This is a genomic window from Cyanobacterium sp. Dongsha4, from assembly GCF_036345015.1.
GTDB lineage: Bacteria > Cyanobacteriota > Cyanobacteriia > Cyanobacteriales > Cyanobacteriaceae > PCC-10605.
Genome location: NZ_CP084098.1, coordinates 3768325 through 3786107, shown reverse-complemented (window position 1 = coordinate 3786107; position 17783 = coordinate 3768325). Strand labels below are relative to the sequence as shown.

Genomic DNA, 17783 nt, shown 5'->3' with positions numbered 1-17783 from the left:
AGGAAAAAAGTTTTTGAAATAGTCAATTTTATATAGTGTAATTATAATCCGAGGGTTAGGGCTTCTCTCCTACGAGGATCAGAAAAACCATATAGAAATTTATCCTGTTTCATTATACTTTGAGTGCTACCCATTGCTCGACTATCTTTTAAGTTATGTCCTTTTTCGGCTAATATTTGTCGAGTATCTTGATTGATGCCTTTTTCTAGTAATAATTCATCAGGCAACCATTGATGATGGAAACGGGGGGAAACAGTTGCTTCGGCGATATTGAGGTTAAATTCGAGAACGTTGATAATTATTTGTAAAACAGTAGTGATGATTCTACTTCCTCCGGGGCTACCAGTTACTAAAAATACTTCTCCATCTTTAGTAATAATAGTGGGAGTCATCGAACTTAGCATTCTTTTCTCAGGTGCGATCGCATTATATTCTCCTCCTGTTAAGCCATAAGCATTGGGAGTATTGGGTTTAGCGACAAAATCATCCATCTCATTATTAAGCAAAAAACCACTATTAGGCACTGTTATTCCCGTACCATAACTAAAGTTTAAAGTATAAGTATTTGCTACTGCATTGCCATACTGATCAACAATAGAGTAATGGGTTGTTTCATGACTTTCTCGAAAATTAAAAGGATTATTTGGTCTGATTTCATTACTAGGAATTGCTTTATTTTTATCTATTTTTTCTCTTAAAAAATCTGCATATTCTTGAGATATTAAACCCTTGATAGGGACATCAAAAAAATCAGGATCTCCTAAATATAAACTGCGATCGGCATAAGCTAATTTCATAGTTTCTGCCATTAAATGAATGGTATCAGCAGTATTATGCCCTAAGTTTTTTAAATCAAAACCTTTTAAAATATTCAACATTTGTATTAAATGAACACCTCCTGAACTTGGGGGAGGCATCGAGTAAATTTGATAACCTAAATACTCTCCTTGGATTGGTTGTCTTATTTTAGGTTCATAGCTCATTAAATCTTCTAAGGTAATTAAGCCACCATTATTACTCATTTCTTGAACTATATTTCTGGCAATTTCTCCTTCATAAAAAGCCTTTTTCCCTTCCTTAGCAATTAATTTTAAAGTTTGAGCTAATTGTGGTTGTTGGAATGTTGAGCCAATAGGAGGAGGATTATCATTAGGAAAATATATTTCCTCACTAGCAGGGTTTCTCTCTAAATACGGACGAGAAAACAAAAGAGAGTCATAAAAATCTTGAGTAACAGGAAAACCCTTTTCCGCCAATTCAATAGCCGGTTGCAAAGCCCTTTTTAAACTAATTGTGCCATATTTTTCCAAAGCAAAAGTAAGTCCCGCAACTGTCCCCGGTATTCCTACAGCTAGATGACTAAAGCGAGATTTATTACTATCTACTTCTCCTTTGTCATTGAGAAACATATTTTTTGTTGCTTTTAGGGGAGCTTTTTCTCGATAGTCTAGGGCAATATTTTGGTTATCATCAGCAAGATGAATCATCATAAAACCACCACCGCCAATATTTCCTGCACGAGGTAAGGTTACGGCTAAAGCGAATCCCACTGTTACCGCCGCATCAACGGCATTACCTCCTTGTTGCAATACCTCTAAACCTGCTTGAGTAGCCAATTTTTCTTGACTTGACACCATACCACTACGGGCAGTAACGGGGTGAAAAATACTTTCTGTGTCATAGATGGGAGTTTGAGCAAGATTGCTTTCTACTCCGATAACAAAGACAAAAATAAGGCAAACTAACCAAATGTATTTTTTCAAAGAGGCAATCATTGTGAGGTTAAGGATATTGATATATTCAGAAAATAAGGTGATTTCAATTAGGAATTAGTAATTAGGAATTAACAGTTAACTATTCTTCATTTCCTATGAAAATTTATTCAAGAGACATGATTAGTCTTTTTAAACCAAGGGATTCTGCGGAAGTGAAACGACAATAAAATAAGTGTAATAAGTCTTTTGTTTGAGGATTGCCACGAGAAGCACCTGTTGAACCCATAGCAATTAGAATACCGCAATAGCCGTCAAATTTAGCTACTTTTTTGATCCAATTTTCAATAATCGAAGACCAGTTTTTTTCTCCTTTTTGACCGCTATATTGAGGAAACTGTGCAAAGATATAGTGATTATTATCTCCTGTTTCTAATATACCTAGTTCATAACTTTCATCTTCATAAGGATCATAACCTTGTCCAAATGTTATTTGCAAAACACCTTCTTCTTGTTGAAGATTATTGATTAATTCTTTCGCTTTTGGTCTGGTTGTTTGTAAAATTATGGCAGGAAAACCTTGATCAGAAACTTTTTTTTGGATAGATACCACAGCGTCTTTGTGAATACAGCTAAAAGACTTATCATCAAAGAAACGAAGAAAATCCCCCTCAATTTCTAAGAAAGAAACTAACGTACCTGCAGGAATTAAATCATCATAAATAGAGAAGTCGCCCTCATCATCTTCATCATCGTCATATAAATAATCTTCGTCATCCTCATCATCAAAGGCACTTTCTAACTCCTCTGTCAACTCTGGCATAGTGGAAACAGAAACTTTAATGGAATCATCATCGAAAGGAAAATCAATAATATACTCATTCTTCAATAAGTCAACTTCATCGAGAATCAAAAACTCCTCATTATCTTGAATAAACAAACCTAAAGACTTCAACGCCACATAAATAGGATAAATTTCCTCTTCCTCTTTCAACGAGCGAATACCCTCATAGGGATGAATGCTACCAAAAATAGCGGAAACATCATTATCTCTTTTATGCCACTGAAAAGAAGATGTTTCTATTTCCTCCTCATTAAAGTTAAGAAACCAACAATCCTGTTGTAAAAAAGTGCTTTCTAACTCTCCTTCCTCTTCTGATTCGCTTAAATCTATCACCCTCTGACGAAAACTTTTTAAAGAATCAAGAGAACGATAAAGAATAATACCAAATTCCTGCCCTAACATTCCCATTACACAAGCATAAAGACTGTCAATATTCCATTGATTAATATCGATTCTGATTATTTCTTCTTCTGACAAAAATTGCCATGGTTGCTGTTTCCAAATTAAAGATAATGCCACATCTTCTAAGGCAGAAATTAATCTCCGAGAAATATGGGTATTTGATTGGGGTTTATTATTCTGAAAATTAACCCATAATTCGTCTAATAAAGGTAACTCTGGTTGATAGTCAACTTTTATATCTAAATCCTGTAATACACCTCGTAAAAAAAATTGTAATTCCCGATCTTTCACAATGATTTTCTCAGGTCTTGCCGGTTGTGCAGGATTGTGAGGATTCTCCATCGCTTTTAATAATGCCCTCACCACCGCTTCAGGTCCAATGGTTGCCCTAACAATATCCATGGAACGCACAAAACCTTCAGAACCATCTAACCAAATAATACAATCGCTATTCTCTGCTATTTCTGGTTCTAAATTGTCCATCATACCAAGAATGGGGAGCCGATCGCCCTCCCATACACTCTTGACTTGAGGAATACGTTGTAATCGGGTTAATGTGCTTTCTGGTAATGATGTCATGGATAATCAAAAGTTTGGTTATAAAAATAATAAAAATTAGAGAAATTAACAATTAAAAACTGGTAATGGAGGAAAAAACAAGGAGTTAAATAGATAGTTTTAAGAATAAGCAACCGAAAAACAATTTTAATGCCTCTTAATAGCTAATAGCAAAATAATTACTAATTGCCGACAGAAATAGGATTAATTTCTGCTTTAGTCAGTAAGATACCATATTCTATCCCCTCCACTACAGCTTGATAAGAAGCATCGATAATATTCGTGGATACTCCTACCGTTGTCCATCGGGTTTCCCCGTTACTTGATTCTACCAATACCCTTGTTTTTGCGTCTGTACCTGCGGTACTATCAAGAATCCTCACTTTGTAGTCTGTTAGATGAAATTGACCTATTTCGGGATAAAACTGCACTAAAGCCTTTCTCAAAGCGTGATCCAAGGCGGATACGGGGCCATTTCCCTCAGCAACTTCTAATAATTCTTTCTCATCCACTAAAACCTTAATGGTGGCTAGGGCATTACTACAATTATTTTTTTCTGAGGCTAAAATATCGCAGTGAACTTGAAAACCTTTGATGGAAAATAGTTTTTTTCTTTGTTCTAATGCGGATAAAATCAGTAATTCAAAACTTGCCTCCGCCCCTTCAAATTGATAGCCTTGATGTTCAAGATTTTTTAATTTTTGCAAGATTTCTCGACAAGTAGGATCATTTTTATCAAGGGTGATACCTAGACTTTTTGCTTTAGAAATGACGTTACTTAAACCAGCTTGATCGGAAATGACGATTTTTCGTTCATTACCCACTAATTCAGGTTCTATATGTTCATAGGTTAAAGGATTTTTAGCCACGGCGGAAACATGGATACCTCCTTTATGGGCAAAGGCAGACTTCCCAACGAAGGGAGCATGATCATCTGGTGCTAAGTTAACGATTTCGCTAATATAACGGCTATTGGGGGCTAATTGGGTTAAAGCGTCTTTTTCAAGGCATTGGTAGCCTAATTTTAGCTGTAAATTGGGAATAAGTGTACATAAGTTGGCATTACCACACCTTTCGCCATAACCGTTGATAGTTCCCTGTACCATCGTCACTCCTTCCAACACAGATGCGATCGCATTTGCTACCGCCGTACCGCTATCATTATGAGTATGAATACCTAATTTAACTCCTTCTTCTTTCTCTAAGTTCAGGTTTAATTTACTCACCACTTCTGAGACAATACGACTAATTTCATGGGGTAAAGTGCCACCATTTGTATCGCAGAAAACTAACCATTTCGCACCCCCTTTTATGGCAGATTTTAAAGTTGCGATCGCATAATCTGGATTAGCTTGATAACCGTCGAACCAATGTTCAGCATCATAAATGACTTTTCTTCCCTGAGACACAAGAAAAGCAACAGTTTCTTCAATCATGGCAAGATTTTCTTCAAGACTGGTTTTTAAGCCCTCGGTAACGTGTAAATCCCAAGATTTACCAAAAATTGTTACCCAGTGAGTATTTGCCGCTAAAATAGCCTTGAGCATAGGATCATGATCACAAGATTGATGAGGACGACGAGTGGAGCAAAAAGCCACTATCTGAGCTTGTTTAAGGGGAGTTTCTTTTAACTGCCAGAAAAACTGAACATCTTTGGGATTAGCCCCAGGCCATCCTCCCTCAATAAAGGGAATACCCATTTCATCAAGTTTGTGAACAATTTTAATTTTGTCTGTTAATGATAAAGATATACCTTCTCTTTGCGCTCCATCCCTTAACGTTGTGTCATACAACCAGATTTTTTTCTCTCTCATCGCCGTTTGATTATCTTTGATAGTCACACTAATTATTATATAACCTCTGTTCGGCATAAGAATATCGGATCAGGGTAGATGTCAGGTATCATGTATCGGGTTGTTGGGGTATTCGGGTGTTGGGGAGATTAGGGGATTAGGGTATTCGGGAGAAACTAATTCTTAAACGGCATCATTACTAAAACTGTTTATTAGTTGTATCTTTACAGAATTTAAAAAATTATCTCAAACTTAGGTAAATAACATGATTTTTAAGGGATTCAATTGAATTGTCCAAGGAAAGGAACTATCTTTTAACTGCATCCACTTATCTTTAAACACTTCTGCTTGTAGATGATAGTCTTCGGGATGATTAGCAGGTTGGTTTAATTTGAGGTATAAAGTGACACGGTGTTGAGTTTCACTAATGGTTGCTAACCAACAAGGAAAAGTATTGATTTGATTATGGGTATCAGGAAAGACAAGATGATAAGCACGAATCCCGATATGTTGAAGGGAAGGTGATACTGGCTCGATTACTTCTAATATGCAATTCCAATCTAGTGCTTTAATTTTATTATGATCTATTACTTCTACAGAAGAAAAGTTTTTACAACCCGTTAGTTGTGCTGATCTAAAATTGGGAGGATGCTCAAAAATATCTTGTTTTCTCCCAGATGCGATCGCACTTCCTTGATCAATAATAAGAAGATGAGGACAAACTCGATAGGCTTCTTCTAAATTATGAGTGATAAAAAGAGTCACTCCTTGATAATGAATTAAGCTATTTCTGAGCAATTTTTCTTGTTTATCCCGTAAATAAGTATCTAAAGCAGAAAAAGGCTCATCTAATAACATTATCTCAGGCTCACTAGCCTTTGCACGGGCTAGAGCAACCCTTTGTTGTTGTCCCCCTGAAAGTTGTTTTGGATAATAATTGCCCATCCCAGACAATCCAACAGTAATTAGTTGTCTTTCAATTTCTGTTTTCATTTCCCGATAGGATTGTTTCGGTGACATCCCAAAGGCGATATTTTCTGCAACAGTTAAATGAGGAAAAAGGGCATAATTTTGAAATAAAAAACCGCAATTCCTTTCTCTTGGGGGTAAATTAATTTTTTGCGATGAATCAAATAAAACTTTGCCATTTAAAATAATTAAACCTCGATCGGGAGTTTCTAGTCCAGCAATACACCTTAAAATCATGCTTTTTCCTGCACCCGATGCCCCTAATAAACCCAAAGGAGTTTGATCTGTTTTAAAATTAACATCTAGGCAAAACTCTGATAATTGTTTTTGAATCTGCACCACTAACTCGATTTTGGCTTGAGGTAAGGGATAATTCTGATTTTTAGAACTTAAAAAAGGTTTTTTTGCCCAGAATCGGAGGTTATAAGCACGTGATTGATGATGACGCTTCAATTTATCAAATCCTTTGCCTTCGGTAGCGTAATTAACAAAGCTAATCACTCCCAGAGAAATGGCTAACATGATGATGACTAGCAACATGGCTTTATCCATGTCACCTCCTTCGGAAGCAAAGAAAATGGCGATGGGGATTGTTTCTGTTTTGTTGGGAATCGAACCCGCCAACATTAAAGTAGCCCCAAATTCCCCTAAAGCACGAGCAAAGGAGAGTAAAGTTCCAGCCATTAAGCCATATTTAGCTAAGGGCAACATAATTCGCCAAAAAATGACCCATTCTCCTGCCCCTAAAGTTCTGGCACAAGCTAGTAAATTAGTATCAATTTGTTTAAACGCACCTAATGCTGTTTTATACATTAAGGGAAAAGCGACTACTGTAGAAGCAATAACAGTAGCATACCATGAGAAAATAATAGTAAAATCAAATAGATGAGCTAATAATTGCCCAATAAAGCCATTTTTACCGAATAATAGCAATAAAAGAAAACCGACAACGGTGGGCGGTAAAACTAAAGGTGCAGTTAAAATACTTTCAATTACAGCCTTGAATTTGCTTTTGCAACCTAACATCCACCAAGCGCTGAAAATACCAAGAAAAAAAGTGATGATAGTCGCCGTTATGGCAGTTTTTAGGGAAATCCAAACAGGAGTTAAATCAATCATATTTCAATGGTAAATTCAAGAATAAATTACAACAATTCGCTCAGGGTAAGATGGTTGATATTACTTTGCCTGAGTTAGATGAGAAAAACCTTGTGGAGTAAGATATTAAGAGCGATCATTAACTCTCTTTGTACCTATAACAACTATTAAACTTAACCTCAGTTCGGTTTAAGAATATCCAACAAGGTTAGGTGTCAGGTGTCAGGTTGCAGGTGGTAGGGGTTGAATATATTTAACGTTAGTTCAGGTTAAGGCAATTTTATCGTTATTTCTAAGAAAAAGTTATAAGGTTTTCTGACTACGATTTGGGATGCTTTCAGCTTATCCAAAACTCAGGTTAAACTTAGAAAAAAAGATGTAAAATCAATTTAATAACTATTTTTATCAAAATCTATTTTTCCTTGCTACAACGTGAAAAATATGCCAATATCTATCTTCTTCTAAGGGTGTTTTGCCGAAATGTTCTTCTTCTTCCCATAATTCGATTTCATAGTTTGTGAATAAATTTTTTACCTGTTGCTTTGTCAAACAGTTCATATAAGTTCGATCGCACCAAGAATCTCGATCTCCAAAAAAATGTCCTGCAAATCTACCATCAACTTTTAAGGAAGCAGTAATTTTCTGCCACAATTGGGGAAAAGCATGGGAAGAACAAAAAGGTAAACAAAAACTGGCGTTAATTAAATCAATGTCGGAGGGAAGTTGTAAGTCTTCAAAACTAGCGATTTTAGTCGTAAGTAATTGTTTTTCACAATCAGTGCGAGATAATAACCGATTAATAGCTTCTCGTTCTCGATCAATAGCTAAAACTTGCCAATTCTGGTTTAAAATGGGGACTGTGTCTCTACCATCACCACAACCAAGGTCGATCGCCATTCCTGATTGCGGAAAACTCCCTAAAGCAGTTAGAGTGGTCTTTCTCGGAGGACGGTTAGCAACGGCATTATAATAACTATACCAATCTCTATTAGTGTCAACAATAGGAGTATTCATTCGTTTAAATTCATTTAATAAATTGTACAAAGAAGTCTATTTACTATTTGCCTAACTAAATCCATATTTCTTAAATATTTTTTGAATGTCAGAAGTAGTCAAGAAGTTAATTAATTGTTTTGACTCCTGAGGATTTTTACTATCTTTGATGACTGCGATCGGATAAACCACAGGGGAATGACTACTTGAAGGGGCTGTAGCAACTATTTTTACTTTATTCTCAATTTTTGCATCTGTAAGATAGACAATTCCTGCGTCAACATTACCTGTCGCTACATAATTAAGAACTTGACGAACATCCTTACCATAAACCGCTTTAGCGTTAACTTGCTCGGCAATTTTATAGTAAGTTAAAACTTCTTGAGCATATTTTCCTGCCGGTACACTTTTAGGTTCTCCCAAGGCAATTCTTCCTATATTTTTATTAGTTAAATCAGTAAAATTTTTGATTTGTACTTTATTTTGATTCTGGTTTGCTGGAACAATTAAAACCATTTGATTAGAGACTAAATTACGGCGAGTTCCTGTTAGTAATAAACCCTTTTTTTCTAACGCATCCATTTGTTTATTGGCCGCTGAAATAAATATATCTACAGGCGCACCCTGTTCAATTTGCTGTTGTAATGAACCAGATGAACCAAAATTATAGGTAAGTTTTGTTTGAGAATACTTCTGCTCATAAAGAGGCTTAATTTCCTCCATAACATCTTTTAAACTAGCGGCGGCTGAAACGGTTAATTTGCCAGTTACATTCGCTAAGGTCAAATTTTTCGATGAAATATTACCTAATAAATCAAAGCCGACAACTAAGGTAAAAAAGCAAATTATTAAACTAAAAAAGAATAATCTATTTTTACGATTTCTCATGTGATGAACTCCTAACAATTAAACTAAAATTAAGTGATGGGTGTGATATTATGAGGATAATTAAAGTTAGTAAAAAAGAAACTTTTTATGAAAATTAGCTCCCGTAATTCGTTTAAAGGTACTATCAAAAAAATCCTAATCGGAGCGGTAAATGCAGAAATAACTATAGAAATTGCTCCTGATATTGAGGTTGTTTCTGTGATTACGAAATCCTCCGCAGAGAGACTTGATTTAGCAGAAAGAAAAGAAGCCTATGCTATAATAAAAGCTACTGATGTAGCTGTTGCCGTTGATTAATGTCATTTACCCTTAATCTTTGATTTATAATTTGCGATCGATAATTAGGGGTGAATAAATTATCTTAACTGCTTTGATTTATTTTAATCTAAATAAGGTTTAAATAATTGTAAAAATAAATACTAAAATCTATAGATTTTTTAAATGCAGACTAACTTTTATAAACAAAAGCTATATTATTAATGATAATTAAAATTATAAATATTAAAAATAATTTAACAATAATAGGACTTAAGAAAAATAAAATAAATGAAGCTATTAATCCTGATAAAATAGCAATCAATTTATGAATTTCATCTTGATATTGAATATTAATCACAAATGCTGTTGCACCTAGAAATAAAATAATTAAACTAATTAATAGCATTGATTTTCTCCGTAAAAATTTAATTAAATTCATTAATAATCCAAGATAGTTCTAACCAAAAACGGAAATTCTGTTCTTTGATTCTTGAATCTGGACGTCTCATTAAGTCATTAGCATTGAAAAAAACAACTTCTATTAACCCCATATATTCTGCAACTTCCTTGATAACAGGTTGATGTTCTAATAAATAATCTCCAATGGATTCAGGATAAAAAATACCTAAATAATAAGAATATCTATTCTTAACTCCATTGAGTTTTAGGGTTTTAATAAGACAATGGGACAAAAGTTTTCCCGCTTCGGGATAAGATTTACTAACGACATTGAGGTATTCTTGAGCAATTTTTTCTCGATTAAGCATTGTTAAATAAATTTAAAATTTAGAATGATTTAATCTCCCCTAGTTTTTTAGATCACCCTTACCTTTAATAAGGGATTTGATCCCCCCTAACCCCCCTTTATAAGGGGGGAATTTGGTTTAGACTAAATAGGCTTCTTGATGAGTTTTGATGGTACAATCAGATTTAGGATAAGCAACGCAAAGTAATACAAATCCTTTGGCAATTTGTTCATCGTCTAAGAAACTTTGATCTTCTTGATCTACTTCGCCCTCTATCAGTTTACCGACACAACTAGAACAAGCACCTGCACGACAAGATGAGGGTAAATCTAAATCAAATTCTTCCGCCGCATCGAGAATATATTGATCTTCAGGTACTTCAATGGTTACATCGATTTCAGGGGGTTTGTTTTTTTTGCCTTTAATTAAACGAACTTTGTATGTGGTGGTCATAGTTTTTACTCTTTGGTTGATAATTGATTGATGTTAGGTTTTGAGATTCCTCGTTACTCTGGGAATGAGATTTTTTCGTGGCAGGGTAAGCATCATTTAACGCTTTTAAGTGCAAGGCACGGCTTGGCTTTCGCAATTTTCCACCGAAAATGATTTACCGCATCCGCAACCAGCAGTAGCATTGGGATTTTCAAAGATGAATCCTGCTTGGGTTAAACTTTCGACAAAGTCGATGACAACTCCGTCTAAAACTGTTAGGCTTTGAGGATCAACATAGATTTTTACTTTGTCTTGTTCATAGATTACATCGTCCGTTTCGGGGCGATCGACTATATCAAGTTTGTATTCAAACCCACTGCAACCACCGTTAACGGCGGCGAGTCTAATACCTCTTTCGGCGGTGGCATCATTGGTGCGAGTAAAAGTACGGAGTCTGAAGGCGGCTTTTTCGGTTAAGTAAACAGTCATGGTAGTTAATAGTTGAGAGTGAATAGTTAAGTTGTTGGGGGTTGGAGTATTGGGGAGAAACTAATTTATTATTCCTTTGCCTTTTACCTCTGTGGATGAATAAATGCTCGGAAAATGAAACCTAAAACCTTCCTAAATCAGTTATTCTTGCTAATAACGGAGGTTATATTTATTTTTTGCCACACACGGGGCAGTTAGAATCTTTGTAGAGGCGAAGTTTTTTAAATTCCAAGTTTGCTAAATCCATGTTGAGTAAGTATCCTTTCAAGGGTTTAGCGAATCCTGTAATTAACTTAATCGCTTCTAAGGCAGTTAAACAAGCTAGAGTGCCAGAAACCGCACCAATTACACCAAAAGCACGGCGATCCCAATCAGGTTTTTCGGGGAAAATACATGATAAGCACGGAGTCTCATGGGGTACGATCGCAGTTAAGTAAGCATCCATGCTATTCATGGCGGACTCAATCAGGGGTTTTTTTTGCTTAACACAAGCAAGATTGAGTAAATCCCTTTCTGGGAAATTATGGGCGCAACTGATGGCTAAATCGCCTTTTTTTAATAAATCATCGGCATTTTCGGCAGTTATATATTCTGCCACTGCTTCAATTTCTACATCAGGATTGATTTGAGTTAGGGTTTCTTTGGCTTTGATAATTCTGGATTTTCCTACCCAATCATCCGTCATCAAGATTTGTCGATTCATGTCATCGAGACGTAATTCACCTCCCCGCACTAGAATTAATTTACCGATACCTGCAACCGCTAAATATAAGGCAACAGTACCACCTAAACCACCTACCCCAGAAATAAGTATGGTAGTATTTTTTAAGGCTTCTTGTCCTTCTTTCCCGAATTTCGGTAATTGCATTTGTCGGCTATAGCGTTCTAGTTCTTTTGGTGTTAACATCGTGTTTCTACATTTTTTGTTATTTATAACAATTGTCGGTTTTATGGAGTGAATTTTGATCGCCCTAAATCCCCCTTAATAAAGGGGACTTTTTTGAATAATGACAGGTTAATTATTTGCCTCCGCTTGTTTGGTTAATTCATCCAATGAAACAAAGTTTTTTGGCTTCGTTTGGAATACCTTAAAGAGTTTGGTTTCTAAGGGGCTTTTTGTTAAAAACACCTGATAGGCTTCTTCCAAAGCAAGATGATATTTCACTAATTTTTCGCCATCGGTAATATCGGGAAAAACTCGATCGACTTCTTTAATTAGTAAGGAAAATTGTTTTAAAATATGCAAACGATTAATATTGACTAAAGTGCGATCGAACTCTATCTTAAAAAATTCTAAGTAATCCTCCGCAGTAGTCAGATTTTTAAAGTCTGCAAGGGTTTTTTTGATTTGCGCCCTAGTATTCATGGTAATTTATTCCTCTTTAGCTAATTTTTCCCATTCTTTGAGTTGTTTTTTTAACTCTGCTAACTCTCGATAAATCTCGTAAGTTGCGGTTGCTGTGTCGATTAATGTTTCATAATCGGTTGGTAATCCTTCAGCAAGATCGTGTAAATCCATTTTCATCTGCCCTGCTTTACTATTCAGGCGTTTGATCGTGATTTTTAAATTGGCGATCGCTGAAGCGGTTGGTGGTGCAATAGTTTGAGTCATGTTAGTCATTATGAATTATGAGTTAAGCGTTGGCAGTTTCGGGAAATTGTGCGATCGCGCCTACTCCTGAATCAACTAATTTTTCTCCTTCCGTTGCCATTTTTTCAAGGGAAGCATAGCCAAATCTTTGAGCATCTCTTAAAGTACGAGTTACCACAATTAAGCGACCAGTCCAGACGATCACCCAGCCAAAACCCTCATGGGATAAGTCGATTACCACTTGACAGAGTTTGCCCGTTTTTTTCTCAATACAAGATGCGATCGCACGATAAAAACAGAGAATGCGTAACTGAGTAGTAGAATCAACATCACCCTCCACCGAAATTTGTCTTTTCTTCTCCTTGCTAACGACAAAATTAGCCAAAACTAATTCATCACTCCAACTACGATAAACGCCATAATGATCTTGCGCCCGTACTTGAAGCACTAATTCAGTGAGAAAAAGACTATCTTTGATAATATTGGTGGTTGACTCAGGTTGAGTAATAGTTGTAGTCATAATTAGTGAATAGTGAATAATAAATAATGAACAATGATGAAATTATTAGTTCTGAGGTTTGTACCCTTTAGACATCAGCAAAACTTAAATCAGGAGTTTTCATCCCCAAGGCTTTGCGTAACCAAGGAGGGGGACTACCCAATGTTTTCACCAAATCGTTTAGTACATCGATAATTTCATCCTCCTCTGATGGGGCTTTCAAAGGGGTGATATTATGTTCTAGTAACCGAGAGGCCGCACTACTACCGATCGCAGATACATATACTAACTTACAATCAGCAACAGCATCGATTTTCGGTAATAATTTATCTTCGTTGCCATCTTCTTTAAGTTCACCAGTAAATTCAACCGTATGTAAAAAATAATATCCATCGGCATAAACATCATAGATAGCAACTTTTTTCGCCCAACCAAAATGGGCATTTATATGAATGTTATCTTGAGTAGCAAAAGCAACTTTCATAGTGAAAAAATCTCCTAAAATATTAGGTTTAAATATCAAGCAATTAAACACAGGAAATATCCAAATATTGACTAGCTTTAGCTAAAGCATACTCAATAATAGTTTCGGCATATTCAATCAAACTTGTTAAAGAGAGACAAGCAAAATTCAAATATTCCCGAATCACAGAGGATAAAACAATTACTCCACCACAACAAATCACGGCAGAACTTAGTTTTTTATCCTTTAAATGGACAAAAGTATTCGTTGGATAACCTGTTTTTCTTTCTATAATTACTCCTGTTGCTTGATAAAAAGCTCTAGTAAAAATTTGATTAATAGAACAATTTGAAGGGATAATTAATTGATTAATCAGCATATCATCGGTATAATTTTTATATTTATTACAAGTATCTGATTGACGAATTTGTCTAATTAATTCCTGTAAAAAAGGATGCTTTAATTTCGTGGATTTATTGAGGGGTAAAATTTGAGTAGCCATAATCAATGAATAATGAATAATGAATAATGAACTATGGTTAGATTATTAGTTCTGAGTTCTAACTTTAATGATCTAAATCGATGAAAATATTAGCAACATCGAATAAAAACTGCATCGTACCTCGATAACCCACTAAGCAACGAGAACCATTGCCGAGGCGATCGTAAATAGGATAACCTAGACGATAAAGGGGAATATGTAAGCGATGAGCGAGATCTTTTCCTTGGGAATTGGTAATAATTAAATCTGCACCTTTGGCTATATCCTCTAAATCTTCCAAGTCACCGATGATGACTTCATTGATAGGTAATTCTTTCAAGATAGGTGCGTTAGTGGTTGTTACCACTGCCTGAATTTCTGCACCCATTTCCTTGAGTAACCAACTGGTTTGATAGAGTAAATCTGGCTCAAGGGCAATACAAACTTTTTTGCCACTTACATAGAAATGACTGTCAAGAATCGCATCCTGTAATTGACGGCGTTGATGTTCGTATATAGCAGGTATTTCCAGAGAATTAGCCTGATTTTGATCATTAACCAACTTAGCCAGTAGAGTTATAAACTTATCCATCACCCCTAAACCTGTTAGACGGGGGAAGACTTGGTAATTTGTGCCATATTTTTGTTGTAAAATTTTCGCACTTTCTCCCATACTCTCACCAATGGCAATGGTAAAGTTCGATCGCGCCAACTGTTGTAAACTAGCTTTTGTCGTACCTCCTGCACTGGTAGTCTGGTAATCATCCCCTAAATGTCCATCGAGGGAATTAGATAAATCAGGAATAACTAAGGGTTTTAAGCCAAAATTCGTGACAATTTCCTTAATTTCCGCTACATCACCCGGTGAGAGCAAAGAACCGGCTAAAATCGTGACTTGATTGAAGTTTTCTTCCTCTGGAATTGGAGATGATGAAAATTGACTATAATCAGTGCTGACAATGGATTGTACTGCTAAGGCAAAACCATCTTGTAAACCGCCCTTATAATCAGGGGTAGAAGCGAAAATAATCGGTAAATCATCCAACTCAGAATGACGATCACGGATAGACTTAAGGATACCGTGCATATCATCTCCTCTCGTTTCCGTTAAACCAGTGGTAAATAAACCAATCATCTCAGGTTTTGCTTTTTCCACTAAGGCGAGAATAGCTTGTTCAACGTGATCCTCTCCTCCTAAAATGGTGCTAACATTGTTCATGGCAGTGGTTGCCACAGGTATCGCTTCTCGAAAATGTCTCACTAACAAGACTTTTGCAAAAGCAGTACAACCTTGCGAACCGTGAAATAAAGGTACAGTGTTTTTTAAACCCAAAAAAGCGAGGGAAGCCCCTAACGGCGCACTTTGTTTTAAAGGGTTAACAGTGGCAGGTTTTTTCGACTTAACAATATTGGTATTTTTGAGGATATTGTTATTAAGATTGACTTTTAAACATTCGTCAATATCAAATCCTTTTTTAGTTTGTGTTTGCATTTGATACTCCTTCCAAGGGGGTGATTCTCTTACCTGTTGCCAAATGGGAGTATGCAAAACTCGATCGAACTCTTTTGCCATTTCAATTAAACCAACATAGCCTGAGTATGGTTTATGGCGCTCTTGGTTAATATCAAGGAAAGGAATTTTGGCTTTCAGTGCGGTGTATTGATTTCTACCTCCAGCCACGAGCAAATCAGCGTTTGTCTTAGCAATTACCCGTAATAACTCTTGAGCGTTGCCTTTTGCCATAGCAATGCCATCTTTGCCTAATAATTCCTTAATTTTGGCTTTATCTTCCTCCGTGCTTTTCTTGGTGCTAGTGGCAGTTACTTCAATGCCTAAATCTTGGGCGGCAGAAATAATTGACCAACTTTTGACACCACCCGTATATAAAACCATCCTTTTCCCTTTTAATCTTTGACGATAAGGGGCAAGGGCAAGATCTAATTTTACCGTTTCTTCGGCGATTAAATCTTCGACTCGTTGTTGTAAGGCAGAATCCCCTAATTTTTGGGCAATATTGCGTAAACAACGGTTCATATCGGCAACACCGTAAAAAGACTCCTCAATATAAGGTATCCCGTAACGTTCCTCCATTTTTCGCCCCATGTTAATCAATGCTTTGGAGCAAATCATGACATTGAGTTTGGCACGATGGGCATAACAAATTTCTTGATAAGTCGCATCTCCCGTAATTTTCGATAATACTCTAATCCCAACTTTTTCAAATAGGGGTAAAACGCCCCATAATTCCCCTGCGATATTGTATTCTCCAATCAGGTTAATATCGTAAGGAGTGGTGTATTCAGGTTCAGCAGTACCGATGACATAATCTAATAAAGACTCTCCAGCTAGTCGATTGCCTAAATTTTTGCTACCGACAAAACCGGGGGAATGTACAGGAATAACAGGAGTTGAATATCTTTGCGAAGCGATTTTACAAACAGCGTCTAAATCGTCACCAATTAAGGCAGTTACACAGGTGGAATAAACGAAAATAGCTGGAGGTTGATAACGATCAATAATTTGTGCGATCGCCTTAAATAATTTCTTTTCACCACCGAAGATAATGTCATTTTCGCTAATATCGGTAGTAAAACCGATTTTGTAAGTTAACGCATCAGAAGACAAACTTCCTCTACTACCCCATGAATTACCTGCACAGGCGATGGGTCCGTGAACTAAATGCGCTGCATCGGTAATAGGTACAAGGGCGATCGAAGCTCCGTCAAAAGCACAGCCTCCTTGAGCAGTACCGGGTTGAGCCTGTTGGGTACAGACTTTATTTGTGCCATGTTTGCCATTTCCTTTTTTGTGATTATGTTCGCAACCGGGTTCATTAAGTAGCTCGGCTATATTTGGCTTAGTCATTGCTTCTTCATCCTTTAATGTAGAGTTTTACTTTGTTTAACCCAACCTACAGTTTTTCGTTTTCGCCCAAATAAGACAAAGCGCGAAATCTTAAACCCACAAATTCGTTATAAAGAGGATTAAGTTTACATAATGGGGGAATATGTAAAGTCAATTTCCAGAGTTTGACACTACGCTCAAAAGGACAACTAGCAGGAATTAATCGACAGATAAACCGAGCCAGTTTGATTTCCTTAACTTCGATCGCATCTAACCATTGACGAATAGGAAAAAGAAGATCTAAATGGAATTTAGAATGACGAATGCTAGAATTTAGATGATTTTGAGTATAGGTAAACATAATTTTTAATTTTCGGTAATTAGTTCAAGCTCTTTCCCTAAACAACCGACAACCGTTCCAGCTTCTAAAAAATGAACAGAATAGATATAAGCCGTTTGCAGATATGTACCAATGGAAATAACATAACCTTCATCTCCTTTCTTGGCTAAAACTTCGCCTAATTGCTTACCGGGGAAAGTGCCATCATTGCGGATTTTTTTGGTAACTCTAACTTTTGATTCAAGCTCGAAAGCAGGTTCTCGATCGAGTTCTATTTCACCTAGTTTCATAATTCTCCCTTTAACCTAGAGATTGTTTGATAAATTTTAGATCCCTCAAGAGATCCCCCTAAATCCTCCTTCGTAAGCGGGACTTTCCCTCA

The 17783-nt window shown here is 36.2% G+C and carries 20 protein-coding genes; 1 reads left to right on the top strand and 19 read right to left on the bottom strand.

The features are described from left to right. Positions 1 to 41: 41 nt before the first annotated feature. The 6 genes from ggt to modA form a co-directional block, all read right to left on the bottom strand. Complete coding sequence (gene ggt / locus Dongsha4_RS16385) at positions 42 to 1775, bottom strand: gamma-glutamyltransferase (RefSeq protein ID WP_330203366.1); 1734 nt, start codon at positions 1773 to 1775, stop codon at positions 42 to 44. Positions 1776 to 1878: 103 nt separating this feature from the next. Then, the gene (locus Dongsha4_RS16380) at positions 1879 to 3537 is read right to left on the bottom strand and encodes a DUF6930 domain-containing protein (protein WP_330203365.1); all 1659 of its coding nucleotides are present in this window, start codon (positions 3535 to 3537) and stop codon (positions 1879 to 1881) included. Positions 3538 to 3698: 161 nt separating this feature from the next. After that, positions 3699 to 5330 (bottom strand): citramalate synthase, encoded by a 1632-nt coding sequence (cimA, locus tag Dongsha4_RS16375; protein WP_330205462.1) that lies wholly within the window; start codon positions 5328 to 5330, stop codon positions 3699 to 3701. 231 nt (positions 5331 to 5561) lie between these two features. Continuing rightward, positions 5562 to 7397, bottom strand: a complete 1836-nt coding sequence (gene modB, locus Dongsha4_RS16370; RefSeq protein ID WP_330203364.1) for a molybdate ABC transporter permease subunit — start codon at positions 7395 to 7397, stop codon at positions 5562 to 5564. Between the two features lie 384 nt (positions 7398 to 7781). Beyond that, positions 7782 to 8390 (bottom strand): class I SAM-dependent methyltransferase, encoded by a 609-nt coding sequence (locus tag Dongsha4_RS16365; protein WP_330203363.1) that lies wholly within the window; start codon positions 8388 to 8390, stop codon positions 7782 to 7784. 51 nt (positions 8391 to 8441) lie between these two features. After that, positions 8442 to 9257, bottom strand: a complete 816-nt coding sequence (modA, locus tag Dongsha4_RS16360) for a molybdate ABC transporter substrate-binding protein (protein ID WP_330203362.1) — start codon at positions 9255 to 9257, stop codon at positions 8442 to 8444. Positions 9258 to 9344: 87 nt separating this feature from the next. Between modA and Dongsha4_RS16355 the strand changes: the two genes are divergently transcribed. Beyond that, positions 9345 to 9554, top strand: a complete 210-nt coding sequence (locus tag Dongsha4_RS16355; RefSeq protein WP_330203361.1) for a molybdopterin-binding protein — start codon at positions 9345 to 9347, stop codon at positions 9552 to 9554. A gap of 151 nt (positions 9555 to 9705) precedes the next feature. Here Dongsha4_RS16355 and Dongsha4_RS16350 read toward each other — a convergent pair whose 3' ends face one another. The 13 genes from Dongsha4_RS16350 to Dongsha4_RS16290 form a co-directional block, all read right to left on the bottom strand. Then, positions 9706 to 9921, bottom strand: a complete 216-nt coding sequence (locus Dongsha4_RS16350; RefSeq protein WP_330203360.1) for a hypothetical protein — start codon at positions 9919 to 9921, stop codon at positions 9706 to 9708. A gap of 19 nt (positions 9922 to 9940) precedes the next feature. Beyond that, positions 9941 to 10282, bottom strand: a complete 342-nt coding sequence (locus Dongsha4_RS16345; RefSeq protein ID WP_330203359.1) for a hypothetical protein — start codon at positions 10280 to 10282, stop codon at positions 9941 to 9943. A 117-nt stretch (positions 10283 to 10399) separates the two neighbouring features. After that, positions 10400 to 10714 (bottom strand): 2Fe-2S iron-sulfur cluster-binding protein, encoded by a 315-nt coding sequence (locus Dongsha4_RS16340; protein ID WP_330203358.1) that lies wholly within the window; start codon positions 10712 to 10714, stop codon positions 10400 to 10402. A 105-nt stretch (positions 10715 to 10819) separates the two neighbouring features. Continuing rightward, positions 10820 to 11182 carry an iron-sulfur cluster assembly accessory protein gene (locus tag Dongsha4_RS16335; RefSeq protein WP_330203357.1) on the bottom strand — a complete coding sequence of 121 codons (363 nt, stop codon included), beginning with the start codon at positions 11180 to 11182 and terminating at the stop codon, positions 10820 to 10822. A 169-nt stretch (positions 11183 to 11351) separates the two neighbouring features. Then, entirely contained in the window at positions 11352 to 12089 is a 738-nt protein-coding gene (locus Dongsha4_RS16330) for a HesA/MoeB/ThiF family protein (RefSeq protein WP_330203356.1), read from the bottom strand. 108 nt (positions 12090 to 12197) lie between these two features. Beyond that, a complete protein-coding gene (gene nifW, locus Dongsha4_RS16325; protein ID WP_330203355.1) occupies positions 12198 to 12548 on the bottom strand; it encodes a nitrogenase-stabilizing/protective protein NifW in 351 nt (116 codons plus the stop codon). Between the two features lie 6 nt (positions 12549 to 12554). After that, positions 12555 to 12794 carry a CCE_0567 family metalloprotein gene (locus tag Dongsha4_RS16320; protein WP_330205461.1) on the bottom strand — a complete coding sequence of 80 codons (240 nt, stop codon included), beginning with the start codon at positions 12792 to 12794 and terminating at the stop codon, positions 12555 to 12557. Positions 12795 to 12816: 22 nt separating this feature from the next. Then, positions 12817 to 13293: a NifX-associated nitrogen fixation protein gene (locus Dongsha4_RS16315; protein WP_330203354.1), complete on the bottom strand. Its 477-nt coding sequence runs from the start codon at positions 13291 to 13293 to the stop codon at positions 12817 to 12819. A gap of 67 nt (positions 13294 to 13360) precedes the next feature. Beyond that, positions 13361 to 13756 carry a nitrogen fixation protein NifX gene (nifX, locus tag Dongsha4_RS16310; RefSeq protein WP_330203353.1) on the bottom strand — a complete coding sequence of 132 codons (396 nt, stop codon included), beginning with the start codon at positions 13754 to 13756 and terminating at the stop codon, positions 13361 to 13363. 43 nt (positions 13757 to 13799) lie between these two features. Further along, positions 13800 to 14237, bottom strand: a complete 438-nt coding sequence (locus tag Dongsha4_RS16305) for a DUF269 domain-containing protein (RefSeq protein ID WP_330203352.1) — start codon at positions 14235 to 14237, stop codon at positions 13800 to 13802. A 64-nt stretch (positions 14238 to 14301) separates the two neighbouring features. Beyond that, positions 14302 to 17082 carry a bifunctional nitrogenase iron-molybdenum cofactor biosynthesis protein NifEN gene (locus Dongsha4_RS16300; RefSeq protein ID WP_330203351.1) on the bottom strand — a complete coding sequence of 927 codons (2781 nt, stop codon included), beginning with the start codon at positions 17080 to 17082 and terminating at the stop codon, positions 14302 to 14304. 46 nt (positions 17083 to 17128) lie between these two features. Continuing rightward, the gene (locus Dongsha4_RS16295) at positions 17129 to 17422 is read right to left on the bottom strand and encodes a Mo-dependent nitrogenase C-terminal domain-containing protein (protein WP_330203350.1); all 294 of its coding nucleotides are present in this window, start codon (positions 17420 to 17422) and stop codon (positions 17129 to 17131) included. Between the two features lie 5 nt (positions 17423 to 17427). Next, a complete protein-coding gene (locus Dongsha4_RS16290) occupies positions 17428 to 17691 on the bottom strand; it encodes a nitrogen fixation protein NifZ (protein WP_330203349.1) in 264 nt (87 codons plus the stop codon). Positions 17692 to 17783: the final 92 nt, after the last annotated feature.

Coding starts and splice junctions, on each gene's coding strand:
- modB (WP_330203364.1), bottom strand. CDS start 7,397: ATGATTGATTTAACTCCTGTTTGGATTTCCCTAAAAACTGCCATAACG.
- Dongsha4_RS16365 (WP_330203363.1), bottom strand. CDS start 8,390: ATGAATACTCCTATTGTTGACACTAATAGAGATTGGTATAGTTATTAT.
- Dongsha4_RS16300 (WP_330203351.1), bottom strand. CDS start 17,082: ATGACTAAGCCAAATATAGCCGAGCTACTTAATGAACCCGGTTGCGAA.
- Dongsha4_RS16315 (WP_330203354.1), bottom strand. CDS start 13,293: ATGACTACAACTATTACTCAACCTGAGTCAACCACCAATATTATCAAA.
- Dongsha4_RS16320 (WP_330205461.1), bottom strand. CDS start 12,794: ATGACTCAAACTATTGCACCACCAACCGCTTCAGCGATCGCCAATTTA.
- modA (WP_330203362.1), bottom strand. CDS start 9,257: ATGAGAAATCGTAAAAATAGATTATTCTTTTTTAGTTTAATAATTTGC.
- nifW (WP_330203355.1), bottom strand. CDS start 12,548: ATGAATACTAGGGCGCAAATCAAAAAAACCCTTGCAGACTTTAAAAAT.
- Dongsha4_RS16290 (WP_330203349.1), bottom strand. CDS start 17,691: ATGAAACTAGGTGAAATAGAACTCGATCGAGAACCTGCTTTCGAGCTT.
- Dongsha4_RS16350 (WP_330203360.1), bottom strand. CDS start 9,921: ATGCTATTAATTAGTTTAATTATTTTATTTCTAGGTGCAACAGCATTT.
- Dongsha4_RS16355 (WP_330203361.1), top strand. CDS start 9,345: ATGAAAATTAGCTCCCGTAATTCGTTTAAAGGTACTATCAAAAAAATC.
- ggt (WP_330203366.1), bottom strand. CDS start 1,775: ATGATTGCCTCTTTGAAAAAATACATTTGGTTAGTTTGCCTTATTTTT.
- Dongsha4_RS16345 (WP_330203359.1), bottom strand. CDS start 10,282: ATGCTTAATCGAGAAAAAATTGCTCAAGAATACCTCAATGTCGTTAGT.
- nifX (WP_330203353.1), bottom strand. CDS start 13,756: ATGAAAGTTGCTTTTGCTACTCAAGATAACATTCATATAAATGCCCAT.
- Dongsha4_RS16305 (WP_330203352.1), bottom strand. CDS start 14,237: ATGGCTACTCAAATTTTACCCCTCAATAAATCCACGAAATTAAAGCAT.
- Dongsha4_RS16335 (WP_330203357.1), bottom strand. CDS start 11,182: ATGACTGTTTACTTAACCGAAAAAGCCGCCTTCAGACTCCGTACTTTT.
- cimA (WP_330205462.1), bottom strand. CDS start 5,330: ATGAGAGAGAAAAAAATCTGGTTGTATGACACAACGTTAAGGGATGGA.
- Dongsha4_RS16380 (WP_330203365.1), bottom strand. CDS start 3,537: ATGACATCATTACCAGAAAGCACATTAACCCGATTACAACGTATTCCT.
- Dongsha4_RS16295 (WP_330203350.1), bottom strand. CDS start 17,422: ATGTTTACCTATACTCAAAATCATCTAAATTCTAGCATTCGTCATTCT.
- Dongsha4_RS16330 (WP_330203356.1), bottom strand. CDS start 12,089: ATGTTAACACCAAAAGAACTAGAACGCTATAGCCGACAAATGCAATTA.
- Dongsha4_RS16340 (WP_330203358.1), bottom strand. CDS start 10,714: ATGACCACCACATACAAAGTTCGTTTAATTAAAGGCAAAAAAAACAAA.